Origin of the sequence: Mesorhizobium sp. WSM4935, from assembly GCF_029625735.1 — a bacterium.
Lineage (GTDB): Bacteria > Pseudomonadota > Alphaproteobacteria > Rhizobiales > Rhizobiaceae > Mesorhizobium.
The window spans coordinates 13,784-37,415 of the sequence record NZ_JARTVR010000004.1 but is presented as its reverse complement, the minus strand read 5'-3'; the positions used below and the strand labels follow the sequence as shown (position 1 = coordinate 37,415).

Annotated in this window: 25 protein-coding genes and 1 tRNA gene; 18 read left to right on the top strand and 8 right to left on the bottom strand. The window is 62.9% G+C overall.

Annotated features, from left to right (window positions below; all coding sequences use genetic code 11):
* Positions 1-6 precede the first annotated feature (6 nt).
* A complete protein-coding gene (locus P9273_RS11820) occupies positions 7-702 on the bottom strand; it encodes a hypothetical protein (RefSeq protein WP_278049077.1) in 696 nt (231 codons plus the stop codon).
* A 465-nt stretch (positions 703-1,167) separates the two neighbouring features.
* On the opposite strand from P9273_RS11820, the gene P9273_RS11815 reads away from it, so the two are divergent.
* From P9273_RS11815 to P9273_RS11805, 3 genes are all read left to right on the top strand, one after another.
* Positions 1,168-1,257 (top strand) — tRNA-Ser (locus tag P9273_RS11815).
* 174 nt (positions 1,258-1,431) lie between these two features.
* Positions 1,432-1,857 carry an SGNH hydrolase domain-containing protein gene (locus tag P9273_RS11810; protein ID WP_278049076.1) on the top strand — a complete coding sequence of 142 codons (426 nt, stop codon included), beginning with the start codon at positions 1,432-1,434 and terminating at the stop codon, positions 1,855-1,857.
* Entirely contained in the window at positions 1,830-2,150 is a 321-nt protein-coding gene (locus P9273_RS11805; protein WP_278049075.1) for an SGNH hydrolase domain-containing protein, read from the top strand. The genes P9273_RS11810 and P9273_RS11805 overlap by 28 nt, the downstream gene beginning before the upstream one ends.
* Positions 2,151-2,349: 199 nt before the next feature.
* On the opposite strand, the gene P9273_RS11800 is transcribed toward P9273_RS11805, so the two are convergent.
* The 3 genes from P9273_RS11800 to P9273_RS11790 form a co-directional block, all read right to left on the bottom strand.
* Entirely contained in the window at positions 2,350-3,507 is a 1,158-nt protein-coding gene (locus P9273_RS11800) for a glycosyltransferase family 9 protein (protein WP_278049074.1), read from the bottom strand.
* A gap of 345 nt (positions 3,508-3,852) precedes the next feature.
* Positions 3,853-4,551, bottom strand: a complete 699-nt coding sequence (locus P9273_RS11795) for a hypothetical protein (protein ID WP_278049073.1) — start codon at positions 4,549-4,551, stop codon at positions 3,853-3,855.
* On the bottom strand, positions 4,548-5,186 hold the full coding sequence (locus P9273_RS11790; protein ID WP_278049072.1) for a hypothetical protein: 639 nt from the start codon (positions 5,184-5,186) through the stop codon (positions 4,548-4,550). The genes P9273_RS11795 and P9273_RS11790 overlap by 4 nt, the downstream gene beginning before the upstream one ends.
* A 755-nt stretch (positions 5,187-5,941) precedes the next feature.
* On the opposite strand from P9273_RS11790, the gene P9273_RS11785 reads away from it, so the two are divergent.
* Positions 5,942-6,910 (top strand): RNA polymerase sigma factor, encoded by a 969-nt coding sequence (locus tag P9273_RS11785; RefSeq protein WP_278049071.1) that lies wholly within the window; start codon positions 5,942-5,944, stop codon positions 6,908-6,910.
* Between the two features lie 105 nt (positions 6,911-7,015).
* Positions 7,016-7,495 carry a carboxymuconolactone decarboxylase family protein gene (locus tag P9273_RS11780; protein WP_278049070.1) on the top strand — a complete coding sequence of 160 codons (480 nt, stop codon included), beginning with the start codon at positions 7,016-7,018 and terminating at the stop codon, positions 7,493-7,495.
* A gap of 280 nt (positions 7,496-7,775) precedes the next feature.
* On the opposite strand, the gene P9273_RS11775 is transcribed toward P9273_RS11780, so the two are convergent.
* A complete protein-coding gene (locus P9273_RS11775; protein WP_040997358.1) occupies positions 7,776-7,985 on the bottom strand; it encodes a KTSC domain-containing protein in 210 nt (69 codons plus the stop codon).
* 103 nt (positions 7,986-8,088) lie between these two features.
* Here P9273_RS11775 and P9273_RS11770 point away from each other — a divergent pair, with 103 nt between their 5' ends.
* The 3 genes from P9273_RS11770 to P9273_RS11760 all read left to right on the top strand — a co-directional run bounded on the left by P9273_RS11770 (position 8,089) and on the right by P9273_RS11760 (position 10,461).
* Positions 8,089-8,700: an alpha-ketoglutarate-dependent dioxygenase AlkB gene (locus P9273_RS11770; RefSeq protein WP_278049069.1), complete on the top strand. Its 612-nt coding sequence runs from the start codon at positions 8,089-8,091 to the stop codon at positions 8,698-8,700.
* Between the two features lie 81 nt (positions 8,701-8,781).
* Positions 8,782-9,192 carry a hypothetical protein gene (locus tag P9273_RS11765; RefSeq protein ID WP_278049068.1) on the top strand — a complete coding sequence of 137 codons (411 nt, stop codon included), beginning with the start codon at positions 8,782-8,784 and terminating at the stop codon, positions 9,190-9,192.
* Between the two features lie 78 nt (positions 9,193-9,270).
* The gene (locus tag P9273_RS11760) at positions 9,271-10,461 is read left to right on the top strand and encodes an NADH-quinone oxidoreductase subunit D (protein WP_278049067.1); all 1,191 of its coding nucleotides are present in this window, start codon (positions 9,271-9,273) and stop codon (positions 10,459-10,461) included.
* A gap of 81 nt (positions 10,462-10,542) precedes the next feature.
* On the opposite strand, the gene P9273_RS11755 is transcribed toward P9273_RS11760, so the two are convergent.
* Positions 10,543-10,977: a hypothetical protein gene (locus P9273_RS11755; RefSeq protein WP_040990203.1), complete on the bottom strand. Its 435-nt coding sequence runs from the start codon at positions 10,975-10,977 to the stop codon at positions 10,543-10,545.
* 300 nt (positions 10,978-11,277) lie between these two features.
* Here P9273_RS11755 and P9273_RS11750 point away from each other — a divergent pair, with 300 nt between their 5' ends.
* The gene (locus P9273_RS11750; RefSeq protein ID WP_278049066.1) at positions 11,278-11,577 is read left to right on the top strand and encodes a hypothetical protein; all 300 of its coding nucleotides are present in this window, start codon (positions 11,278-11,280) and stop codon (positions 11,575-11,577) included.
* A 31-nt stretch (positions 11,578-11,608) separates the two neighbouring features.
* On the opposite strand, the gene P9273_RS11745 is transcribed toward P9273_RS11750, so the two are convergent.
* Positions 11,609-12,268: a class I SAM-dependent methyltransferase gene (locus P9273_RS11745; protein WP_278049509.1), complete on the bottom strand. Its 660-nt coding sequence runs from the start codon at positions 12,266-12,268 to the stop codon at positions 11,609-11,611.
* 209 nt (positions 12,269-12,477) lie between these two features.
* On the opposite strand from P9273_RS11745, the gene P9273_RS11740 reads away from it, so the two are divergent.
* A complete protein-coding gene (locus tag P9273_RS11740; RefSeq protein ID WP_278049065.1) occupies positions 12,478-13,104 on the top strand; it encodes a TetR/AcrR family transcriptional regulator in 627 nt (208 codons plus the stop codon).
* A 30-nt stretch (positions 13,105-13,134) separates the two neighbouring features.
* On the opposite strand, the gene P9273_RS11735 is transcribed toward P9273_RS11740, so the two are convergent.
* The gene (locus P9273_RS11735) at positions 13,135-14,319 is read right to left on the bottom strand and encodes a Gfo/Idh/MocA family protein (protein ID WP_278049064.1); all 1,185 of its coding nucleotides are present in this window, start codon (positions 14,317-14,319) and stop codon (positions 13,135-13,137) included.
* Positions 14,320-14,527: 208 nt separating this feature from the next.
* Between P9273_RS11735 and P9273_RS11730 the strand changes: the two genes are divergently transcribed.
* The 8 genes from P9273_RS11730 to P9273_RS11695 all read left to right on the top strand — a co-directional run bounded on the left by P9273_RS11730 (position 14,528) and on the right by P9273_RS11695 (position 23,615).
* Positions 14,528-15,427, top strand: a complete 900-nt coding sequence (locus P9273_RS11730; protein ID WP_278049063.1) for a MurR/RpiR family transcriptional regulator — start codon at positions 14,528-14,530, stop codon at positions 15,425-15,427.
* A gap of 171 nt (positions 15,428-15,598) precedes the next feature.
* Positions 15,599-16,381: an SDR family oxidoreductase gene (locus P9273_RS11725; RefSeq protein WP_278049062.1), complete on the top strand. Its 783-nt coding sequence runs from the start codon at positions 15,599-15,601 to the stop codon at positions 16,379-16,381.
* Positions 16,378-17,904 (top strand): mannitol dehydrogenase family protein, encoded by a 1,527-nt coding sequence (locus tag P9273_RS11720; RefSeq protein WP_278049061.1) that lies wholly within the window; start codon positions 16,378-16,380, stop codon positions 17,902-17,904. The genes P9273_RS11725 and P9273_RS11720 overlap by 4 nt, the downstream gene beginning before the upstream one ends.
* Positions 17,905-17,923: 19 nt before the next feature.
* Positions 17,924-18,835, top strand: coding sequence for a sugar phosphate isomerase/epimerase family protein (locus P9273_RS11715; RefSeq protein ID WP_278049060.1), 912 nt, complete (start codon positions 17,924-17,926; stop codon positions 18,833-18,835).
* A 71-nt stretch (positions 18,836-18,906) separates the two neighbouring features.
* On the top strand, positions 18,907-19,959 hold the full coding sequence (locus P9273_RS11710; protein ID WP_442920211.1) for an ABC transporter substrate-binding protein: 1,053 nt from the start codon (positions 18,907-18,909) through the stop codon (positions 19,957-19,959).
* A 178-nt stretch (positions 19,960-20,137) separates the two neighbouring features.
* A complete protein-coding gene (locus P9273_RS11705) occupies positions 20,138-21,649 on the top strand; it encodes a sugar ABC transporter ATP-binding protein (RefSeq protein WP_278049058.1) in 1,512 nt (503 codons plus the stop codon).
* The gene (locus P9273_RS11700) at positions 21,646-22,632 is read left to right on the top strand and encodes an ABC transporter permease (protein WP_278049057.1); all 987 of its coding nucleotides are present in this window, start codon (positions 21,646-21,648) and stop codon (positions 22,630-22,632) included. The genes P9273_RS11705 and P9273_RS11700 overlap by 4 nt, the downstream gene beginning before the upstream one ends.
* A complete protein-coding gene (locus P9273_RS11695) occupies positions 22,629-23,615 on the top strand; it encodes an ABC transporter permease (protein ID WP_278049056.1) in 987 nt (328 codons plus the stop codon). Before P9273_RS11700 ends, P9273_RS11695 begins: the two co-directional genes overlap by 4 nt.
* The last annotated feature ends 17 nt before the right edge of the window (positions 23,616-23,632 follow it).

Here is a 23,632-nt window from a genome sequence, read left to right as displayed (position 1 = left end):
ATAAAATTAGCGAGCCCGCGCCGGCCTGCGCCGGTTCACCCGCCAGACGGCGAAAATGCAGCCGGCGATCGCGCCGACGATCAGGCCGCCCAGGCCGACAAAAGCCGCGAAAAATCCGCAGGCGCCCTCGAAGCAGCTCATATGCGTAAGGTCCGCGATCAGCGAACCGGCGAAGAACCCGCCGCATGCGCCGATCACGCCGCCAAGGATGATGCCGAGCAGCGCGGCAAGGATCGAGACGAAGACCGGCGGCCGCTCGGTCTCCGGATTGGCATAGACGGTCTCGGAGCCGGCACCATTCCGCAGCAGGTAGATACAGAGCAGGCCGATGGCAATCTCGGCCACGGTGAAGCCCAGAGCCTCGACCGAGAAGACGAAGGCATAGGACACATAGGCCTGGCGCAGGACAAGCCAGATGATGACGGCGATCTGCCAGATCGTGTAATGGCGCGGGAAACGAGCCGAGCGGTTGAAGGCCAGGCCAAGCAGGTACAATCCCCACAGGATGGTGATCACGCCGCCGGTCAGGCCGCCATAAACGAGAAAGAATGCATTTTCCGGCAGGCTGAAGTCGCCGATCAGCCGCCAGTTCGCAATCAGGCCGTAGGCCGACAGGCCCATGACGATGACGAGCCAGGCCACCGGTATGAAGGAAAGCCCGCTGTCCGGCCGCCCCGCTGGTTGCTGGTCGATCGACGCCATGCCAGGACGATGCCCCTCGCCCGAACAATTCCATGGAAAGCGCGTGATGGCTTTCCGTCAGGAACTGCAAAAAACTGAACCCGCAATTCCAGGGAAAGCTCGCAACCGTTCCAACCGGGATTGCACGGAAACCAAGAATTCCGGGCAGTCGACAGCCGCGCGCAGCCGAAGTCAAGCACAGCCAGCCGGAGGCGGCCGGCCTGTGCACATCATTCGAACGCAACACCTCTTCTGGGACCCGGCTTTTGCTGCCATCCAGGGCAAAAGCTGCGGCAATGCCATTATGGCTTGGCATTCGCTTTCGGATCGACTAGATGAGCCCCGCGCCTGTTTGCCTAGACGGCTATCGGCGCAGGGAAGGGTTGCCTGCCGGTTGAAGGCACACCAGATATCCGTTGAGGACTTCCCATGGGAGCATCTCCCCAACCCGCACGGCGAAACCGGCCGGCGCGAGATGCTACGGACGGAGAGGTGGCCGAGTGGTTGAAGGCGCACGCCTGGAAAGTGTGTTTACGGGAAACCGTAACGCGGGTTCGAATCCCGCTCTCTCCGCCAGCTAACTTCCCAAACCAGATTAAGAAGTGGCGGACCCCCAAGAAGCGCGCGCTACGCAAACTTGATCGGCGTCATCGGCGACAAAGAGATCGCTCGCCTGACGCGCGATGACACAGTCGCTTTCCATGAGTGGTGGCAGAAGCGGATCGTCGGGGGCGGTCTCGATATCGCGCAATGGCTCCGGCCATCGACGTAGCCGCCACGCAAACCGGCGTTTCCGGTCTCTTCGCCGGTCATTCATCATGTCCGCCTTTGCCAGGCGTTCAGCTTACGCCGCGTGGCGATACCAAACGGTGCGGCGACTTCAATGGAGCAGTGCGCGATCTGATCCTATCCAGGCACATCCCCCTCGTCTACCTGCTCGCCTACTGGCCCAAATACGTGCACGATGCCGAACTGCCGAACGAAGGTGTTTATTTCGACCCCTCGGTGCCCCCACCGCTTGACGACAGATCCGCCTCGGTCGTCGAAACGCTCGATCGTCTGATGAAAGAGTTGACGCAACAAGACACTAAGCGCAACAAGACACTAAGATTGTTTTGGTCATGGATGTCCCAGAGATGGGACATTATATGCCGGAGGCGGTCGCCAAAGCGATGATTGCAGGACGGTCCACCGATGTGGCCGCTCCTTTGGATTATGTTGAGAAGCGGCAGGCGCTTTCACGTGCGATATTGGCGCGACTGGCCGCAAAATATGGCGCTGCCATTATCGATCCGCTTCCAACGATCTGCAGCCATGGCCATTGCAACGCAGTTCGAAACGGCTTGCCGATCTATAAGGATGCTGATCACATTACCGCAACCCATGGCAAGGAACCTGAGCTCTCTGTATATCCCTTCGCTATCGACGACTCGTCAGTCGCCGGCGATGCCCACCCCCTGAACATCTAGTCGCGATTTAGATCTGGGCAGATTGGATGTGCACAGTTGGGAGACGATGGGAGGTGTTTGACAGCCAGCAGCGTTCAAACTCGGTCTGGAGACTGAACGCGTTGTCGAGCGAGCTGGTGAAGCTGTACTGCTCGCCGATCACCGGATCGTTGACCGCCCAATCTTCTCGACATAGGCCTCCAGGCCTTTCTTCACGGTTTCAAGCCAGCCGGTCATGGCTGTCGCCAGTGTTTGGAGCAGGTTCAGTTGGTGTCTCACTAGCCCGCTGTCTCACTGCATCTATTAAGTCTCGTGTCGCTTGAGCGACTTTGGCAACGGGTAGTCGCTGAACGCAATATACGCCGCCCGGGTTGTTAGGTTTGCACAAATCGGGCGCAACACACTGGCAAGGCAACGGCGGCGCAACGGTGCGGTGAAGCACCCCAACAGGCCCCCAGATGTCGGGGGGCGTAAGGCCATACAGGCCCACAACTGGGGTTCCCACTGATGCAGCCAAGTGCATTGGGCCGCTTTCGTTTCCGAGAAAAATAAATGCATCCGCAAGCAATGCGGTTAGCGTCTCAAGCGAGGCTTCGCCAACAACGCTCACCAACGGCGACTTTGCCACGTTCAAGATCGCTTGCGCGGTTGCCCTTTCATCAGGTCCACCGACCAGCAGTGACCGCAGGCCAGTCGTTGCATAAACCTCGTCGATTACAGCGAACCGTTCAGGTTGCCAACATCGCCCTTCGAACCTTGCTCCAGCGTGTACTGCAACGAAAGCTTTTACAGGCAGATTGCTTTGCGCCAGAATCTGGGCAGATGCGCTCCGCCCGACTGGTGTAGGTTCAAGCCTCGGTGTCACTTCGCGTAATTCTATACCAAGCGCTTTAACCGGGGACAGATATCGGTACAAGTAGTGCGCGCCACTACGGCGGCCCGAGGGTTCGGCAAATATATTAGCAGGCTGAACTTCCCAGAATTTCAGCGGCCTGTCCGGTGGATTATATCCGACGCGCAGCGGAGCCCCGATCAACCTCTGCACTATCCTGGATGTCTTCGAGTCAGCCACATCAATGGTGAGATCGAATTTTCGGCGGCGGAGGTCAGCGACCAAGCTTGAATATTCCGTCACTCGCTGAAGCAGACTTCTACCAGCACTTCGACCGTCGAATCCGATGGCCACGTCAGCGATATTCTGGCGGACTACGAAGTCTCGCAGGCCAGGAGCGCAAAGCATGGCGATCACAGCGTTTTGGTAAGCGAGGCGCAGGTTTCGCACGAGCGCCGAGGTCAGAACAACATCCCCGATGTACTTCGTCTGAATAACGAGAATGGACTTGATAGCCAGCCGATCGGTCGTCGAGATATTCAGCACATCCACCTCACGAAGGGCGGGTGACATCGGTGATGGCGGGCTCACGGTTCCGGCTAATGGACGTTGCCCTTTTCAAAGTCGAAGCATGGTCGCCTTTGCTATGAAGTTCGGAATGGGCCTCCATATTGCGAGCTCCTGAGAGACACTGCGCACTCTCCCTCCCGATAACACGCAGAGGTGCGCAAAGGATGCTGCGACAGGAAAGCCGCTCACATGCGAAACCTCAAATCCTTGGCCGCTGACGCCGGTTGGCTTCACTATCGTCGGCGCTTTTGGAAATGCTAGGCGATGCCGCACCGGCCCGAGTATCTGCGCTATTCGCCATCGGCCCTGCTGCTGTCGTCGTCATGGCATCTGCCCCTGCCACAAGGGCAATCCACTTTCTGCAGCGAAATCTCTATCCTCTGCGTAGATCGGCTCGCCCCTTCTCACCACCCGCCGAAGCAAATCCGCGTCTTCGTCGGCATGATAGCGGAAGGCATTTCGGGTGTCGTATCCATGCCCGGCTTGGGAGAGGGAAAACCCGCTGACTACAACGGGAGCGAACCCGGCGAAACGCGCCAGCATGATTGCGAAGGCTCCGGTGGAGATTTTCCGATACCAGCCGCGGGATACATGATACTTGCCGCTAAGCCGCCAGACGATGTTGGCAAGCTGCCATTTGGTAAGCGCTTGTAAGGTGTCATAACGATAATTGAAGGTGCGACAACCGGTTTTCAACTTGTCCTCAGCGTCCGTCCAAACCGGGATGATCAGATGCTTTGCTTGCCGTCCTTTTAACAAATCGCGCTTGTAAAAGTCCTGGTCGCCACTGTCGACTAGAATGCCGCGGCGTATCACCGCAAGATCAGGAACCCGGAGGCCGAAGGTTTCCGCCAAAAGCTGAGAAGCGTTAACGGTCACAAGCGCCCAGTCGGCATCATAGCCCTTGGGAAGGCGAAAATTCGGCGCCGACCCCATCACCAAAGCAGGACCCATGACCCTGGGCAAGTGAAGAATTGGTTTTGAGAAGGTTGGCAGGAGCTTCAAAAGCGAAGTTTTCATGCGGGAATCTGAATCGCATATTCCTCAAACGCGCGCAGAATGCTCTCTTCTCGGCTCCACAAGTCGTCCCATTGCGTGGCACCGGACCAGCCCGCAAACCAAGGACCGCCGAGCGTATAGTGCGCCAGCGAGACATCGGCGGGATCCAGTTCCGAAGCCGAAGCCCCTACGAGGTAGTTCCAGGCCAGAGGCAATTCCCCAATCTCATGGTCCTCAAGCCATTTGAAGGCGTGGAGGTCACGTCCGGGCCAGGTATTGAGCATCTCATTGGTCAGCCGTTTGTTGGAGGGATGATCTAGATTCCACAAAACGACCGACGACCAGTTTTTGCGGCGATAGAAGGTCTGCGTTTGTCCATCCATCTTGACAGCTTCGGATTCGCGTTGCTGGTGCTTAACCGCCATAATCGCGTAGGAAGGATCGACTAGTTCGAGCAACTTGACTGGATCCTTCAAAAAAAGGACGTCACAATCGCAGAACATCGCCCAGCCGCTTTGCCTCAAAAACGGAACGGCAAAACGCGATATGGCAAACTCGGTCGCCATCGGTGCCTCGGAAATCGGGCACCAGAGCTTACCATCACGCACCACTATCGGCCGCTTCATGATTCCTTGGGCTTCAAGATCTTTGAGCACGAGTGGCTCTATCTGTAACGGCGCGCTTGTCCGCCGATAGGCGCTCCATCGCGCTACGTCTAGAACTCGGGATTCGCGTGGATCGTACCCAATGTAGATTGGTATCACGTGCCAACTCTATAATTTGACTTCGATTTACTCGAATTAAGCATGGCAGCGCTGCTAGCGGAAGACCCGGAGTTCAGCGGATCACCTCGTCGCGTGCAACCCGACTCCGGCGTCCGTCCTGCACGGCAGGCGGTATGATCCTCCGCTCCCTGGCAAGCATCCCCTCGAAACGATCAACCAACCCAGCCCTTAGTCGAGCAATGCTGGTGGCCATGAGGTTGAGCGGGAGCGGCCAAACTTTACCATGAAAATTCGTCGTCGTCCCGATCTTGGGCACGCGAGCCAGCCAGCCTTGTAGCTAGAGCGGTTGGCGTGAGCGGAACCGGTATGAGAGTCTGATTTCAGACGTTTCAAATCGAATCCCGCTCTCTCCGCCAACCTCGCATAGGCCCCTAAAGCGCTGGAATTAGTGTTTTTGTGGCCGTGCCCATGGCGGTGCCCGCGCGTCGGCACCGACTCCATCGCTCGGACGCCGCGAGATAGTTGAAGCCCCACGCCGTTCAGACGGCCGGGCAAAAAACCGCTGATATCACCGCGTGGCAAACGCGAACTGCTGCCCCATTCGAACAGAAATCTCGACCGTCAAGCGAACTTTCCTTTCCGCCGGGCATCTTTGATGATGATATTGTCGAAATCCGGAGGCGCGTATGGAGCACGTGAGCTTTGCGCAGCGGAAGGGAACCAGCGATGCGGCGCTGGTCATCGAGGCCCGGAATGGCCAGGTGCACAGCCTCGGTCTGCTCTTCGAACGCCACCGGCCGCAGCTCTATGCGGCAGCCGTATCGCTGCTCGGCTACACGAGCAACGCCGAGGACGCCGTTCACGACACTTTCCTGACCGCGCTCGCGCGGCTCGACCAATTGCGCGAGCCCGCGGCCGTAGGCGGATGGCTTCACGCGATTCTCAGAAACTGCTGCCTGACCGAGCGGCGGCGGCGCCGGCCCCAGATCGGCGGCGCGCAGGCGGAGCAGCATTTTCGCGACATGCCGGACGACGAGCGGATCGAGACCGGCATCGAAAACCGCGAGCTGCGCGACTGGGTGTGGGCGGCATTGCGGAAGCTGCCGGAAGAGCATCGCGCTACGGTCATGCTGCGCTATTTCAGCTTCTACAATTCCTATGAGGAGGTTTCGACCATCCTCGGTGTTCCGGTCGGAACCGTGCGAAGCCGGCTGTTCGATGCCAAGATCAGGCTGTCCGAACTGCTCCTGTCCGCCGCAGGCGACCGCGACGAGACGCACGAGCAACTCCAGGCGGAACGTCGGTCATTTTATGAAGACGCCTTCCGTACGCTCTATTGCGGGCAGCGCGACAAGTTCCTTTCGCATTTCTCCGACGACCTGCAACTGATCTGGTCAACCACCGGCAACCGCTTCCACGGCCGGGAACATTTCGATGCGGAAATGGATTCCGATCTGCGAACGGGCGTGCGGGTCCAGCCGAAGCGGATCATGGCGAGCGACAACATCACCGTGCTCGAGGCGGCGATCGCCAATCCGCCGGAAACGCCCGATCTCTGCCCGCCCGGCGTCGTGATGGTCATGAAGGAGGGCGCGGCGCAGGTGGAGCGTCTCTATCTCCATATGGCTGCGCGTCCTCCGTTTCCAATCGGCTGACGCTGACGAAATATCCGCTCCTTCTCGCCGAGCGAACTTTCGCGGCGGCGAATGCATCTCTTTCCCATAGGGACCGCTGTGGTCCCCAGACCAGGAAGGACTTCCATGATGACCGCTTTGCTTTCGACCTTCGCGCGGGTGCTGGCCGCCGGCGGCGCCGCGGCATTTCTAATCTATGTTCCGTCGCCCGCTTATGCCGACGATGCGTCCAATGCCCTCGCCGCAACCCATAAGGATATCGAACAGACCTTCGGCAAGGTGCCTGATTTCCTCAAGGCGTTTCCCGACAGCGGGTTGCCCGGAGCCTGGGCGGAAACCAAGGCTCTCGAGTTCAGCGACGGCGCCCTGACGGTGAAGACCAAGGCCCTGATCTCACTCGCCGTATCGGCGCAAATCCCTTGCAGCTACTGCATCTGGTCCGACACGGTCTCGGCCCGGCAGGCGGGCGCCACCGACGCCGAAATCAAAGAGGCGGTGGCGATGGCGGCCATCACACGGCATTGGAGCACGATCTTCAACGGTATGCAGGTGGATTTCGAGCAGTTCAAGAAGGACCTGGGCGGCGACACCACTGCCAACAAGTAGCCGGCGCGGCGCCAATCCTCGGCGAACGGTGCGCAATGGCATCCGTTCGCCGGTTGGCGCAACCTCCCCATCACCTGTTCGCAAGGCAGCCCAACCACTCCAACATTCCCGGAGGGCCACGTGACTGCGTGCAACGTCTTTCGGACCAAGCCTGGGCATTCATCAAGGCGCGCCTAAGCCGTCGTCGCGACGTTGGCGCCACCCTTCACGGCTTTGCGCTCCGCAGCGATTTCGCTGCCGCTGCCTGGGAACATCCCTCTGTTCATACCGGCCATAGCGATCAATCACCACGTTCGACCCGACGATATTTGAAACGATCGCGCACGAATTTGTTGAAGAATCGCCCTTTTGAGGACGCTTCCTTGAAACCCGAATAAATCTTGGGCCCGACACCCTCGTAGTCGTAGCGCTCGCCGCTTGGAACGAACCATACGGAAAGAATCCGCCTCGACGGATCGTAGCGAATGTTCTGGATCGCGGTGGAAGGCATATATCGACATCCTGCTTCCACCTCTTAATCCGGCACGCGCCGCCAGGTTCCTCCATACGGGAATCGGCCTTGCACAGGTGTTCCGATTGCCTATCTGAGCCCCATGTCATCAGCCAGAAACCGAAGCGGCGGGCGCGCTTTCCAGGGCGACCTATTCGGCGCGCCCGCAAGCCCGCCGCCCGCACCCGAAGGCTTCTCCTACCAGCCGGACCTGATCGACCGCGACGAGGAGCGCGAACTGATCCGTGACATCCGGGGCTTGCCTTTCAAGCCGTTCGATTTTCACGGCCATCTTGCCAATAGGCAGGTCGTCGGCTTCGGCCTGCGCTATGATTATGAGCGCCGCGAGGTGCTCGAAGCGCCACCGATTCCGGACTTCCTGATGGCGCTTCGCACCAAGGTCGCCGCCTTCGCGGGCGTCCCGGCAAGAGAATTCGCGCAGGTGCTGATCAACGAGTATCGCCCGGGCGCCGGCATAGGCTGGCACAGGGACAAGCCGCATTTCGACCTCGTCGCGGGCGTTTCCCTGCTCTCGTCCTGCAGTTTCCGGCTGCGCCGCAAAAACGGCGCGGCATGGGACCGTGAGACAGTCGAGGTCGAGCCCAGGTCCGTCTATCTCATGGCCGGCCCGGCGCGGAACGAGTGGGAACACAGCATCCCACCCGTCGAACACCATCGCTATTCGGTGACGTTCCGGACAATGCGGCCTCTTTAAGCAGCTGCACCGGCGAACATCCGGGAACCATCGCCGGACCCCGGGGTTGTGTCGTCAGATCCGAGATCGAAAGGAAAGACGATGCGTATATTGACGATGGTCCTGACACTGTCGGCAATGGCGTTGGCGCAGCCCGCTTCCGCTCAACGCGCCGATCCGCAGCCGCCGCAAGCCCCGCCTCCTGCCCAGGAGCCCATACCCGGTCAGCCGCAACCCGGCCAGCCCCAGCCCGGCCAGGACGATGCCGCTCAGAACGTCACCAACATCGTCGTGGTGGCGATGGAGGACTTGCCCGCGGAAGTGAAGGCGCAAGCCGAAGCCATAGTTACCAGGACGACCGCCAAGGAACTGGCCAAGCTGCAAAGCTCGGTCGACGCCTCGCCCGAGGCGACGTCGGTTCTGCATGCGAACGGGCTGAATTCGTCGCAGGTCGTCGCCGCCAACATCGACGGTGACGGCACGCTGACGCTGATCATCCAGACGACGGCCTGACCGGGGGGGCATGCCCCGGCCGAACGGCGGCCGACGGCCCGCGGTTCGCATTCCATCCTCACTCTTGCGGAGGCCGTCATGACCGAAACCGCAGTCCGCAACTTCACCCTCAACTTCGGACCGCAACACCCTTCGGCCCATGGCGTGCTCAGGCTGGTGCTGGAACTGGACGGCGAAATCGTCGACCGTGCCGACCCGCATATCGGCCTGCTGCATCGCGGCACCGAGAAGCTGATCGAATACAAGAATTATCTGCAGGCCCTGCCCTATTTCGACCGGCTCGATTACGTCGCGCCGATGAATCAGGAGCATGCCTTCTGCCTCGCCGCTGAAAAGCTGCTCCAGCTGTCGGTCCCCCGGCGCGGCCAGTTGATCCGCGTGCTGTTTTGCGAGATCGGGCGGCTCCTGTCGCATCTTCTCAACGTCACCACGCAGGCCATGGACATCGGCGCGCTGACGCCGCCGCTCTGGGGTTTTGCCGAGCGCGAGAAGCTGATGGTTTTCTATGAACGCGCATCCGGCGCCCGCATGCATGCGAACTATTTCCGTGTCGGCGGCGTGCATCAGGACCTGCCGGAAGAGCTGCTCGACGACATCTGGGATTTCTGCGATCCGTTCCTGAAGGTTTGCGACAATCTCGAAGGCCTGCTCACCGACAACCGCATCTTCAAGCAGCGCAATGTCGATGTCGGCGTGATCTCGCTCGATGACGCCTGGGGCCTGGGCTTCTCCGGGCCCATGATTCGCGGATCGGGCGCCGCCTGGGACCTGCGCAAGGCGCAGCCATACGAATGCTACCCCGAGATGGATTTCGACATCCCGATCGGCAAGCACGGTGATTGCTACGATCGCTATCTGGTGCGCATGGAAGAGATGCGCCAGTCGGTGCGCATCATGCGGCAGTGCCTGGAAAAGTTGCGCTCGGCCGATAGCCGGGGTCCGGTCGCGGTGCCGAACCAGAAGATCACGCCGCCGCCGCGCGCCACCATGAAGCGCTCGATGGAAGCGACCATCCACCATTTCAAGCTCTTTACCGAAGGCCACCGCGTGCCGCCCGGCGAAGTCTATGCGGCAGTCGAGGCGCCGAAGGGCGAGTTCGGCGTCTATCTGGTCTCGAACGGCAGCAACGTTCCCTATCGCTGCAAGATACGCGCGCCGTCCTTCGCCCATCTCCAGGCGATGGATTTCCTCTCGCGCGGGCATATGGTGGCGGATGTCGCAGCCATCATCGGCTCGCTCGACATCGTCTTCGGCGAGATCGACCGCTAAAGAGGGAGCGCAGAGGCCCCGGTCAGGCCTCCACCGCTCCCATCAGGTCTTGATCGGTCGCGAGTGCATGCATCGCGGCCGTCAATGCATGAACACCGCTCTCAACCAGGCAAGAATACCCGCGCCCGGAGAGATCGCCGCGCGCACGCGCGATGCCGCCCAGCGGGCCGGCATGTTGGCGCCGACATGGCAATGGCAGACGACCTCATGCAGTTGCCAGTCGCTCATCTCGAAGAAGCGCCTGGCTTCACCATAGGTGTCGTCCCGCAAGCCTTGCGCGCGAAAGATCGGATCCTCGAAAGCGACGGTGATCGCCGATCCGTCCGTGCGCATTCTTTGACGCACATCGGGCGAAGCGTATTCGGTGCCGGTCAGCGCCGTGAGGCGGCGGCCGGGATTTTCTTCGAGAAGTTGCGCCCAGCGCTCGAGGCGCTGGCCACGATTGGCGATGAGAGCCGGTGCTTCGGCATGAACGTCGGCAACGGCGTTGATTTGGTCAAGGGTTTGGTGCTTCACGGCCGTCTCCTGTACAGGCACAATTGGCCACCCGCTGACAATGGAACTAAGGCACGGCCAGTCGCCGGCAAGAGCCGAAACAGGCGCGCAGAATCATTTGATCGCCACTTGCCGTCATCGCGCGGAGCGGTCGTGTTGGAACCATCCGCGGGCGTGGCCGTTTTGCCGGCTTGCGCGGCCCATCGCTCCCGACGAAGCGGCTGAATGCGGCAGCGATCACACCATCGTTTCAGGTCGGGCTGCAGATCCCGGTTTTGGCTCGCGGCAAAGCTCGTCGGCCACAGAGTGGAAGGAAACGCGATGGCCATTCTCCCCAATCCGGACCCGTCCCCCACGCCGGTGCCAACACCGCCGCCGATCCCGGAGCCGAAGCCGATGCGCGAGCCGGATCCCGACCGGTTACCCGACGAGGAGCCGGTCCCCAATCCCGACGAGAATGACGCGCCGCCCAAGCATTCCGCGACCGGACGCGCCTCCGCCGTCAACACCGGCCTGAGCATGACGGGCGCCACGCTCGCCGTACCGCCGCCGCTGGTGCTCTTCGTCTTCCTGCAACGCTTCTTCGTCGATTCGATTGTGGGCTCGGCGATCAAGGGATAATGCCGCGCCGGCGATCGGCGTGGGTGGGGCTTCACGATCTGACGGCGCGCAGGTAATGCAGGCTGAGCCAGTTGAGCGGGCCGCCTTCTATGCGTTCGAACCCGGCTCCGGCCAGCGGTTCGCGAAGGCGGTGCAGGTCGAATTGGCCATGCAGGCCGTGTTTTGCTGACATGTGTCCGCGCTCACTCACCGGACCGCCATAGTCGATCAGCAGCAGCCGCCCGCCTGGGGGCAGAACGCGCGCGGCCTCGCGCAGGCAAAAGCCGCGCCTTGCCTCCGGAACCATATGCAGCACCGTCGTGAAAGTGACGACGTCGAAGCGACCGTTCTCGAACGGCAGACTGGCCGCATCAGCGTGATGAAACGGAATTTCCAGCCCGGCCCGGTTTGCCTTGCGGCGAGCGGCGGCGAGCATTTTTTCGGAGACGTCGACGCCAACCACCGATCCACCGGGCTGCACGCGGCGCCAAGCCGAAATCGCCTGGGTGCCAGTACCGCATCCGACGTCCAGCAACTGGAAGCCCGGCGCCAAGCCGGCCAAATCGAGCAGCGCCTCACGATAGGCCCTGTCGCGCCCACGGGTCAGCATGAGGACCAGGAGGTCATAGAGGCGCGGAAAGCCGATGCCCTTGTTGGCCTCAGGACCGACTGCGGCTCCGGCGGCACGTATTTCGCTTCGCAAATGGTGCATGTTTGTCACGTCCTCTCTTCAGCGGCGGGGCCGGCCAATGCCGGCATTGCGACTGAGGCTGGTGCTGTTTCGAAACGGCTCGTATGATAATGGACAGCTTGTTCGGGATTTTCGACGAACAAAGCGGATGGAACGTTCGTTACCGAACAATCCCGACCCGCTGTCCCGGAAAAGTCGCCCCATCCATGTGAGCAGCAAGGAAGCGACCCATGCCACGGGATATCGACCGGCGGGCCGCCCGCACCCGCAAAGCCCTTCACCAGGCGCTGCTGACGCTGATGCTGCGCAAGGGCTACGAGGCCCTTTCAGTGCAAGACATTATCGACGAAGCCGATGTCGGCCGCTCGACATTCTATGCGCACTATACCGGCAAGGAGGACCTGCTGCGCAGCGGCTTCCAGATGCTTCGGGGAGAACTCGAGGAGGCGCAATCGACAGCGCGCGCCGGAGCCGAAGCATCGCATGACGATCCGCTAGGCTTCAGCACGGCCATGTTCGAGCATGCGGCCCGGTATGCCGACCATTACCGCACGATGATCGGCGGTCGGGGCGGCGCCGTGACGGAAAACGAAATTCGCCTGATCCTGTCGGAAATGGTGCGGCAGGAATTGCCGCCTACCCTCCACGGCGATGCCATCCCGCGCGACTTCGTCGTGCAATTCATCGCGGACGCCTTTCTTACGGCGCTGAATTGGTGGTTCGAACGAAAGCCTCGGCTGCTTCCGTCTCAGGTCGACGTCATGTTCAGGCGCCTCGTGCTCGGCGGGCTCTCACAGCTGATCGGCGACGAGCGCCGGCAGATCGATCGCCCGGCTGCAAATCGCGATACGGATTGATTGGTCTCATGGACGCAAGAGGCGCATCGCTTATCCAAACCGCGCCGGCGTCCACGCCCCTCCAGCCGCGTTCGACTCCACCGCCGCCGCGACGAACTTCACGCCGCGCGCGCCGTCGACCACGTCTGGCACCTGCGCGACGCGCCCTGGATCGACCGCAGCGCCCGAACGATGCGCGCGGATGATGTCGGCGGCGTCGCGGTAGAAGTTGGCGAAGGCCTCGATATAGCCTTCCGGGTGGGCGGCCGGCATGCGCGAGACGCGCCGGGCTTCCGCCGTCGAGCCATGGCCGCCGCGCACCAATGTGCGCGTTTCCTCGCCATAGGGCGAGAAGCGCAGCTCCTCCGGCCGCGATCCAGACCATTCGAGCCCGGCCTTCTCGCCATAGAGGCGCACCGAAAGGTCGTTGTAATGGCCGGGCGAGGTCTGGCTGGCGAGGATCGTGCCGCGTGCTCCGCCTGTCCAGCGCACGAGCACATGCGCGTTGTCGTCGAGCCGCCGTCCGGGCACGGCGGTGAAGAGGTCGGCCGAGACCGCCTCAGCCTCGAAACCGGACACGAAGCTTGCCAGGTTGAAGGCATGCACGCCGATGTCCGCGAGCACCGCCGACTGGCCGGCACGCGCCGGATCGGTTCGCCATTCGGCCTGTTTCTGGCCCTCGGCGTCGATCGGCTTGGTCAGCCAGTCCTGGATATAGGCGCCATGCACCGACACGATCCGGCCGAGCTCGCCCGCCGCCACCATTTCGCGCGCCTGGCGCACCATGGCGTAGCCGGTGTTGTTCAGCGTGACGACGAAACGGCGCTGCTTCGCCTTCGTCAGCGCCACCAGCGCTTGCGCCTCCTCAAGCGTCGTCGATAGCGGCTTGTCGCAGATCACGTCGATGCCGGCCTCGAGGAAGGCGGTGGCGATCGGCGCATGCAGGTGATTGGGCGTGACGATGACGACCGCCTCGATGCCATCGACCCGCGCCGCCTCGGCTTTCGCCATGGCGTGATAGTCGGCATAGCTGCGCTCCGGCGCGATACCGATCTCCGCGGCGGAGGCCGCGGCATTCTCCGGATCCGAGGACAATGCGCCGGCGACCAGCGCGATCTGGTCGTCGAGCCGCATGGCGAGGCGATGCACGGCGCCGATGAAGGCGTTGCGGCCGCCTCCGACCATGCCGACCCGCAGGCGTTGACGCGACGTACCATCCGCGGTTGCATAGACCATGATTGCGGTTACTCTCCCAAGGTTTGGTATGTCGGTCGGTGCGGATGCCATGACCGGCGGCTGTTTCTCGAATGATATTTCCATTTTTTGTTTTGTAAAACGATTGTGCCGCGTTAGCTTCTTGCCCTCGGTCTAGATGACGGGCCGCAGCCGGAGGACAGGGATCGGATGACGCATCCGATGGTTGGGGCACAATGAGGCATTTCCTATGAGCGGCCGCAGCAAGGCGGCCGACGAGCCGTCTGCGCACAGTCTGGAGACGGCGGCGAGAAAGCGGAGCCGACCGCTGGCGGCCCTTGGCTACACCAAACCGCAAACCTATGAAGAGCTGCGTGCGGTGCTTTCCTCTGGAACCGTGCATTTCCCCAAGCGGCTTCGCCAGGTGGCGATCTTCCTCTGGCAGCATCCGAGCGAGGTGGCGCTGGGCACGATCGCGCAGGTGGCGGACCAGGCCGGCGTGCAGCCCTCGACCCTGGTGCGTTTCGCGCAGATCTTCGGCTATTCCGGTTTTTCCGATTTCCAGCTCCTCTTCAAGGAGCGCATGAAGGGCTCCTGGCCGGATACGCAAGGCAGCCAGGACAAGGCCGAAGAGCCGAACGCGAACCTGCATTTCCTCAACGGCATGGTCGGCGCCTGCCAGGCCTCGCTCGGCCGCATCGGCACCGGTTTCGACATCGACGCTTTCGAGACGATGGTTGATCATCTCGCGGCGGCCGATCTGATCTATGTCATCGGCAGCAAGCGCGCCTTCCCCGTCACCACCTATCTGTCGCTGACGCTCTCGCAGCAGGGCGTACGTAACGTGCTGGTCGATAATGTGGGTTCCACTGCCTTGGATCAGGTCGGCTGCATTACGCCGCGCGACGCGGTGCTGGCCGTCTCCTTCAGCCCCTACAATTCGATCACGCCTGACCTCGTCGCCGTCGCGCATGAGCGCAAGGCCCGCATCCTCGCCATCACCGACAGCACCTTTTCGCCGCTGGCAAAACTCTCCGATACCTGGCTGGAAGTGGTCGAGCAGGACTTTGGCGGTTTCCGCTCGCTCGCCGCCTCGCTTGCCGTCGGCATGGCCTTGGTCCACGGCATCGTCGCGCGTCGGACGGGCTGACAAGAGCAATTCCAGGAAAAGTGTGGGCGGTTTCCGTCCGGAATTGCGAAAGACAAGGAGATAGAGCGGTTCACCGGTTCCGTGAAAACGGTGAACCGCTCTAGCACGATTGACTAAAGAGAACCATCGTTCCATATTCGAAAAAATGGAAACTTTGTTCCGGGAGGAGGAATGGAGGTTCGTCTCGACCACAAGGTGGTGCTGGTTACCGGCGCGACGCAAGGCATCGGCCGGGCGATCGCCGAGACGCTTGCGCGCTCTGGCGCCGCGGGACTGCTGATCACCGGGCGGGACCAGAACCGCGGCGACGCGGTGGCCACCGAGCTCTCGGCCATGGGCACCCCTGCCGCCTTCGCTGCTGCCGATCTCGGCGATCCCGAAGCTCCGGCACGGCTGGCTGAGTCCTGCATCGAACGCTTCGGCCGCATCGACGGCCTGGTCAACGCCGCCGGCCTGACCGATCGCGCCTCCTTCGTCGATGCCAGCCTCGACGATTGGTCGTCGCTGTTTGCCGTCAACGCTCGCGCGCCCTTCTTCCTGATGCAGGCAGCGATCGCCGACATGAAGAAGCGCGGACAAGGCGGCTCGATCGTCAACATCCTGTCGATCAACGCGCATTGCGGCTCACCGGAGCTGGCCGTCTATTCCGCCACCAAGGGCGCGCTGGCGACTCTGACCAAGAACGCCGCCAACGCCCACCGCTTCGACCGCATCCGCGTCAACGGCATCAATGTCGGCTGGACCGACACGCCGGCCGAACGGGTCATGCAGGCCGAGACGCTCGGCCAGGGTCCGGGCTGGCTCGACGCCGCCAATGCGACGCAGCCGTTCGGCCGGCTGTTCTCTGTCACCGACATCGCCAACCTCGCCGTTTTCCTGCTCTCCGACGCGGCCGGCCCGATGACCGGCGCGCTGATCGACCAGGAGCAATGGGTGATCGGAGCCAACCGGTGAGCGCCGGGAATCTCAGCCCTGCCCTGCTCGACCGCCTGCCGTCCGAGGTCCGCAAGCCGGCTTACGGTCGCGCAGCACTCAAGCCCGGGATCGCCCATATCGGCGTCGGCGCGTTTCACCGCTGCCACCAGGCCGAATACACCGACGATCTTCTGGCCAAGGATTTCGATCGCTGGGGCCTGGTCGGCGTCAACATAAGGCCGCCTCTGCTGGCCGAGACACTCGGCCGGCAAAGCGGGCTCTACACGCGGCTCATCCGCCAGAACGACGAGATCGAAGCGCGTGTCATCGGCAGCATCGTGCGCGTCATCGACAGCCAGGACACTGCCGCCCCGGCGCTGGAAGTGCTCGCTTCGCCCGAGATCGAAATGGTCACCATGACGGTGACCGAGAAGGGCTATTGCCATATCCCGTCGAGTGGCGCGCTCGACCTCGACCACCCCGATATCGTCCACGATCTCATCAATCCTGAGACGCCGCGCAGCGTGCCCGGCATCATGGCGCGCGCGCTGGAATTGCGCATGGCCTCGCATGGCCGGCCGGTGACGCTACTCTCCTGCGACAACATCCCCAGCAACGGCATCATCCTCGGCAATGTCGTGCGCACATTCGCTGAGCAGCGCGGCGGGAAGCTGGCGGACTGGATCGAAGCCAACACCGCTTTGCCCTCGACCATGGTCGACCGCATCGCGCCGGCGACGACCGAAGCTGACATCGAAACCGTCGAAAAGCGCTTCGGCTACCGCGACACCGCCGTGGTGGTGGGCGAGCGCTTCCGCCAATGGGTGATCGAGAACCGCTTCGCCGGACGCGCGCCGCGCTGGGATCTTGTCGGCGCGGCTTTCGTCGACGATGTCACGCCGTTCGAGCATCTCAAGATGCGGGTGTTGAACGGTGCCCAGACGACGCTCAGCTATCTCGGCGTTTTGGGCGGCTTCGAGCATACGTTCGAAGCGATCGCCGACCCGCTTCTGGCCCGGTTCGTCCGTCGCATGCTGACGGAGGAAACGCTGCCGACGCTGATGCCCGTGCCCGGCATCGCGCCGGCGGCCTATGCCGAGCAGAGCCTGTCGCGCCTCACCAACACCGCGATTCGTCATCGCAATCACCAGATCGCCACCGACGGCTCGCAGAAGATCGTGCAGCGCCTTCTGAACCCGATCCGCGACCGCCTGGCGAAGGGCGGGAGCATCGCGCTCCTCTCGGTGCCGGTCGCCGGCTGGATGGCCTATCTGATCAAGGCTTCTGCCCGCTTCGGCCGCGCCTGGCAGGTGTCCGATCCGTTTGCCGACAAGATCGCTGCCATTGCCGACCGCATCGGTGCGGACAGCGAAGCGCTTGCCGATTCGATCCTCGCCATCGACGCTATCTTCGACCCGTCCTTGGCCGCCGACGCGGCGTTTCGCGCGTATATCGTCGCCGGGCTCGATGGCTTGCTCTCGAACGATCCGATGGGCTTTGTCGGACAAGTCTGCGCTGGGCCAACCGATGCGCGGTTGAAGCAGCCGGCGCGATCTGCATAGTTAGGACCTGGGAGGGATCATGAAGCTTGGACTGCTGACAGCACCGTTTCCGGATACGCCGCTCGGCGAAGTCGCCGACTGGGCGCGCTCGGCCGGCTTCGAGGCACTGGAAATCGCCTGCTGGCCGAAGACGTCCGGCGCCAGTCGCCGCTATGCCGGCACCAGCCATATCGACGCGGACGTCTCGGCCGCTGAGGCCAAGGACATCGCCGACGAACTTGCCGGCAAGGGCCTGGCCGTCTCGGGTCTCGGTTTCTACCCCAATCCACTCCATCCCGACCGGGCGCATCGCGAAGCCGTGATCGACCATCTAAGGAAGGTGATTGTGCTGGCGAGCCGCATGGGTGTTCCGCTCGTCAACACCTTCTGCGGCGGCGATGCTTCGAAGAATGTCGACGCCAACTGGGAAGACGCGCAGGAAGTCTGGCCGGCGATCATCGCTCATGCCCGCGAGCATGGCGTGAAACTCGCCTTCGAGAACTGCCCGATGATCTTCAGCTATGACGAATGGCCGGCCGGACACAACATTGCCTACTCGCCCTACGTCTGGCGCCGCATCCTTGAAGCCTGGGGCGGAGATGTCGGTATAAATTTCGACCCTTCGCATCTCGTCTGGCAGATGATCGACCAGGAGCGCTTCATCCGCGAGTTCGGCGGCAACATGCTGCATATGCATGCCAAGGACCTGATGATTGATCATGATGGTTTGTACGAGCGCGGAATCCTTTCGGCCGGCATAGGCTGGCAGGTGCCGCGCATGCCGGGACTTGGGGATATCGATTGGAGCAGGATTTTTTCGGGCCTCTACCGGGCCGGATATGACGGGCCGGTCATCATCGAGCACGAGGACCGGCGCTTCGAGGGGACGGACGAAAAGGTCAAGCGCGGCTTCCTGCTGGCCCGCGACGTGCTGCGCCCCTTCATCAAATGACCAAAAGCTTGGCGCCGACCGCATCGGCGCCCAGGAACTGAACCGAAAAATCGAACTGACCTGAAAAGATCATGTGGAGGAGTACTGAAATGAAAAGACATCTGACCGTGGCTTCGCTGCTTGCCGGCGCCGCCTTGCTTGCCTCGGTGGGCGCCTCGGCCGCCGCGGGCAAGTACACGATCGGCATTTCCAACACCGTGCAGGGCAATGGCTGGCGCGAGGAGATGATCTGCGCCATGAAGGCGCAGGCGCTGGCTTCCGGCGAGGTGGCGAAGCTCAACATCGCCCACCGCAACACCGACGCCGCCGGCCAGCTCGAGGACATCCGCAACTTGATCAGCGCCAAGGTCGACGCCATCGTCGTCAATCCGGCCGATCCGGCAGGCATCAAGGCCGGCCTCGAGGAAGCCACGAAGGCCGGCATCGTCGTCGTTGCCGTCGACCAGGCGGTCACCGAGCCGTCCGCCTACATCATCTCCAACAACCAGGAAGAGTACGCCTATCTCGGCGCCAAGTGGCTGTTCCAGCAGATGGGCGGCAAGGGCGAGGTCTTCTACATGCGCGGCGCCGCCGGCGCTTCGGCCGACAGCGATCGCGACAAAGGCTTCAAGAAGGCGCTCGCCGAATTCCCCGACGTGAAAGTCGCGCAGGAGGTCTTCACCGGCTGGCAGCAGGACCAGGCCAAGCAGCAGATCCTGTCCTTCCTCGCCACCGGCACGCCGATCAACGGCATCTGGACCTCCGGCATCGATAACGTCATTGTCGACGCGCTGGTCGAGCAGCAGGCGCCTATGGTGCCGGTCGTGGGCGCCGACAATGCCGGCTTCGTCGGCCAGTTGAGCTCGGTCAAGGGCCTGGTGGGTGCGGCCGTCACCAATCCTGGCTCGATCGGCGGCGCGGGCATCACGCTGGCGTTGCAGATCCTCGATGGCAAGAAGCCGGCGCAGCAGACCGTTCTGGTCCAGCCGCAGCTCTGGGAAAACGCCACCGAGGAAGGCAAGGCCAAGCTGAAGAGCGTCGTCGATCCTTCGCTGAGTCCCGAATGGCCGGTCTCGATCTCGATCCCGGACTGGACGACCTACACCAAGGAGCAGATCATCGCCTGCAAGGGGCCCGGCGAATAAGAGATGAAACACCCTTCTGCCTTCTCCCCTTGTGGGAGAAGGTGGATCGGCGCGCTGCGCCGAGACGGATGAGGGGTGCTCCAGCGGAGTGAGACGTCGGCATCAGTTTCTGGAACGAGAACCACACGATTTGACAACCAACCCGTCGCCTCAAAGCCCCCTCCTCGACGCCACAGGCGTGGCGAAGAACTACGGTGCTGTCGCCGCGCTGCGCAACGCCTCGCTCTCCGTGCTGCCGGGCGAAGTCCATGCGCTGATGGGCGCCAACGGCGCCGGCAAGTCGACGCTGGTGAAGATCCTGACAGGGGCAATCAAGTCGGATGCCGGGCGCATCCTCATCCGCGGCCAGCAGCTCGATGTCCGCTCGCCCGCCGACGCCCGCCGCGCCGGCCTGCTGCCGGTCTACCAGGAACCGGCGCTGATTCCCGACCTCGACGTCCTGTCCAATCTTCGGCTGACCGGCACGCCGGTCGAGCCCTTTCGTGCTTGGGTGCGCGAGCTCGGCATTCCCGACCTCGATATCCGCGAGACGGCTCGCCATATTCCTTTGGCCATCCTGCGCGTGCTCGACCTCGCCCGCGCGCTCGCCGTCGAGCCCGACGTGCTTCTGCTCGACGAGATGACCGCGGCCTTGCCGGCGAACCTCGCCGAGAAAGTGCTGGAAGTCGTGCGCCGCCAAGGCGACGCCGGCCGCTCGGTCATCTTCATCTCGCACCGTTTCGTCGAGATTTCCGCGCTCTGCGACCGCGCGACCGTGCTGCGCGACGGCTCTACGGTCGGTGTCGTCGACATCGAGCCGGGCATCGAGGAACGAATAGTCGAGATGATGCTCGGCACCCGCATAGAGAAGACACGCGTCACCGCGCGCGCGGCAAACGATGTGGTGATTGCCGGCGGCGGCCGTCCGCGACTGTCGGTCCGCAATCTGCAGCTCGGCACCAAGCTAAACGACGTCTCCTTCGATCTCGCCAATGGCGAGGTTGCCGGCGTCTTTGCGCTCGAGGGACAGGGCCAGGACGAGCTCTTCGCCGCCCTTGCCGGCTCGATCCGCCCGACAGGCGGCAGCATCGAAGTCGACGGCGCGCCGGTGAAATTTTCGCATCCGAGCGACGCCATCCAGGCCGGCATCGCCTATGTGCCGGGCGACCGCGCCGAGGCCTTGGCCATGCAGCGTTCGGTGCGCGAGAACATCGCCCTGCCCTTCAGCGCGGCGCTGCGCAAATGGGGGCCGATCCGCATGCGCCGGGAGCAGGTGGTGGTTTCCGGCGCCATCGGCAGATTGCAGATCGACACCCGCGCACAGGGCGAAGTGCAGCGCCTTTCCGGCGGCAACCAACAGAAGGTGACGATCGCCCGCTGGATCGCGGCCAACGCCCGCACCATTCTCTGCTTCGATCCGACGCGCGGCATCGATGTCGGCACCAAGCAGGAGATCTACAAGCTGCTGCGCGAGCTCGCCGGCCAGGGCAAGTCGGTGCTGTTCTACACGTCCGAGATGGAAGAGGTGCAGCGTGTCTGCGACCGGGTCATCGTCATCTTCGGCGGCCGCGTCGTCGACACTTTCCCGGTCGAAGAAGCCGACGAAGCGGCCTTGATGCGGGCTGCCTACGGCCTACCGCGCGGCGCCAAGGCGGATGTCGGCATCCTTGCCGAGGTCAAACCCGGTTCCCATACGGAGGCCGCGTCATGAGCCGCTTCCTCCGCAACCAGGGCTGGGTCGCAGGCCTCTTCGCCCTGCTGATCTTTCTTTTCGTCGTCACCAAGCTGATCCAGCCGGGCTATGGCAGCGGCGACTTCGGTTCGCTGGCGCGGGCGGTTCTGCCTTACGCCTTCGCGGTCGCGGCCCAGACGGTCGTCGTTATCGCCGGCGGCATCGACCTGTCGGTCGCAGCCATGATGGCGCTGACCAGCGTGACCGCCGCCTCGATGATGAATGGCGCCAGCGAGGAATATGCGTTCTTCGTCGTGCCCTTCGTGCTGGCCATGGGGCTGGTGCTCGGCGCGCTGAACGGCATCCTCATCGTCGTCACGCGGGTGCCCGACATCGTGGTCACCCTTGCCATGCTGTTCGTGCTGCAGGGAGCGGCGCTGCTTGTGCTTGAAGCGCCCGGCGGCGCCGCCGCCGAATGGCTGAAGGCAAGCGTCATCGGCACCGTGCCGATCCCCGGCCTGCCCGATTGGGCCGACGCCTGGGTTCCCAAGGCTCTGGTGCTGCTTTTCGTCTGCCTCTGCATCGTATGGATTCCGCTCCGGCGCTCGCGCCTCGGCCTTTCCATCTACGCCATCGGCAGCAACGAGCTCGCCGCCTTCCGCAGCGGCGTGCCGGTGGCGCGCACCAGGATCGTCGCCTATGCGCTCTCCGGCCTGTTCGCCGCGCTCGGCGGCCTGTCGCTCACCATCAGCACCGGCATCGGCGCGCCCATCCCCGGGCCTTACCTGCTCGCCAGCGTCGCCGCGGTGGTGCTGGGCGGCGTCGCCCTCGGCGGCGGCAAGGGCGGCCTGCTCGGGCCGATCATCGCCGTCTTCGTGCTGAGGCTGGTGCGCACCGACCTGACGCTTCTGGCCATCGATCCGAACGTCACCGCAATCATCGAGGGCTTGATCATGGTCGCGGTCGTGATGTTCGGCGCCTTCATCACCATGCGCAGCCGCCCGGCAGGAGCAACGGCATGACCGACATCGCGACCATGCCCCAGCCGGTCTCGTTCGGCCGGCGCCTGAAGCGCTTCATGGCGGACCGGCCGCTCATCCCGCTGATTATCCTTTTGATCATCCTCGTGGTGATCCTGCAGATCCTGCGCCCCGGCATCGTCAACGAGCGCTGGATCGCCAACACGGCGAAATTCGCCATCCCGCTGGCGATCCTCGCCGGCTGCCAGACCATGACCATGCTGACCGGCGGCATCGACCTTTCCGTCGGCACGGTGGCGACGATGAGCGCCTTCATCATGGCTACCCAGATCGTCAACCAGGACCCGGCGGTGGCCTTTCTGCTGGCCATGCTGCCCGCCGTGCTGATCGGTCTCGTCAACGGCGTCGGCGTCGGCGTGTTCCGGGTGCATCCACTGATCATGACGCTCGGCACCAGCCTGATCGGCACCGGCTTCCTGCAGGTCTACCAGCGCACGGTGATCGCTTCCGGCGCGAAAATCCCGGGTTTCCTCAACTGGCTGGGCACCGGCCTCACCTATGGCTTTCCCAACGCGCTCTTCCTGTTCGTGCCGGTGGCGGTGCTGATCGTCTTCATGCTGAACCGCACCGGCTTCGGGCGCCTGCTCTACGCCGTCGGCGACAATGAGCGCGCCGCGCGTCTCTCCGGCGTCCGCTACTGGCAGGTCATCACGGCGCTCTACGTCCTCTCCAGCCTGCTCGCCGGCATCACCGGCCTGCTCTATATCGGCCTGATCAAGGCGCCCTCGCTGTCGCTCGCCGAACCGCTGGTACTGCCTTCGGTGGCAGCGGCCGTCATCGGCGGCACGTCGATCTTCGGCGGCCGCGGCGGCTACACGGGCACCATCATCGGCGCGCTGATCCTGACCGTGCTGACGACGCTGCTCACCATCCTGCAGATGCCGGAAGGCAGCCGCCGCATCCTGTTCGGCTTCATCGTGCTGTTCGTGACGGCGGCCTATCTGCGGATCGTCGAGGACCGCTGAAACCGGCCGTAACGGGC

Coding starts and splice junctions, on each gene's coding strand:
- P9273_RS11795 (WP_278049073.1), bottom strand. CDS start 4,551: ATGAAAACTTCGCTTTTGAAGCTCCTGCCAACCTTCTCAAAACCAATT.
- P9273_RS11780 (WP_278049070.1), top strand. CDS start 7,016: ATGATGACCGCTTTGCTTTCGACCTTCGCGCGGGTGCTGGCCGCCGGC.
- P9273_RS11760 (WP_278049067.1), top strand. CDS start 9,271: ATGACCGAAACCGCAGTCCGCAACTTCACCCTCAACTTCGGACCGCAA.
- P9273_RS11740 (WP_278049065.1), top strand. CDS start 12,478: ATGCCACGGGATATCGACCGGCGGGCCGCCCGCACCCGCAAAGCCCTT.
- P9273_RS11700 (WP_278049057.1), top strand. CDS start 21,646: ATGAGCCGCTTCCTCCGCAACCAGGGCTGGGTCGCAGGCCTCTTCGCC.
- P9273_RS11725 (WP_278049062.1), top strand. CDS start 15,599: ATGGAGGTTCGTCTCGACCACAAGGTGGTGCTGGTTACCGGCGCGACG.
- P9273_RS11745 (WP_278049509.1), bottom strand. CDS start 12,268: ATGCACCATTTGCGAAGCGAAATACGTGCCGCCGGAGCCGCAGTCGGT.
- P9273_RS11730 (WP_278049063.1), top strand. CDS start 14,528: ATGAGCGGCCGCAGCAAGGCGGCCGACGAGCCGTCTGCGCACAGTCTG.
- P9273_RS11775 (WP_040997358.1), bottom strand. CDS start 7,985: ATGCCTTCCACCGCGATCCAGAACATTCGCTACGATCCGTCGAGGCGG.
- P9273_RS11765 (WP_278049068.1), top strand. CDS start 8,782: ATGCGTATATTGACGATGGTCCTGACACTGTCGGCAATGGCGTTGGCG.
- P9273_RS11710 (WP_442920211.1), top strand. CDS start 18,907: ATGTGGAGGAGTACTGAAATGAAAAGACATCTGACCGTGGCTTCGCTG.
- P9273_RS11770 (WP_278049069.1), top strand. CDS start 8,089: ATGTCATCAGCCAGAAACCGAAGCGGCGGGCGCGCTTTCCAGGGCGAC.
- P9273_RS11735 (WP_278049064.1), bottom strand. CDS start 14,319: ATGGTCTATGCAACCGCGGATGGTACGTCGCGTCAACGCCTGCGGGTC.
- P9273_RS11750 (WP_278049066.1), top strand. CDS start 11,278: ATGGCCATTCTCCCCAATCCGGACCCGTCCCCCACGCCGGTGCCAACA.
- P9273_RS11820 (WP_278049077.1), bottom strand. CDS start 702: ATGGCGTCGATCGACCAGCAACCAGCGGGGCGGCCGGACAGCGGGCTT.
- P9273_RS11715 (WP_278049060.1), top strand. CDS start 17,924: ATGAAGCTTGGACTGCTGACAGCACCGTTTCCGGATACGCCGCTCGGC.
- P9273_RS11810 (WP_278049076.1), top strand. CDS start 1,432: ATGGCTCCGGCCATCGACGTAGCCGCCACGCAAACCGGCGTTTCCGGT.
- P9273_RS11785 (WP_278049071.1), top strand. CDS start 5,942: ATGGAGCACGTGAGCTTTGCGCAGCGGAAGGGAACCAGCGATGCGGCG.
- P9273_RS11805 (WP_278049075.1), top strand. CDS start 1,830: ATGCCGGAGGCGGTCGCCAAAGCGATGATTGCAGGACGGTCCACCGAT.
- P9273_RS11695 (WP_278049056.1), top strand. CDS start 22,629: ATGACCGACATCGCGACCATGCCCCAGCCGGTCTCGTTCGGCCGGCGC.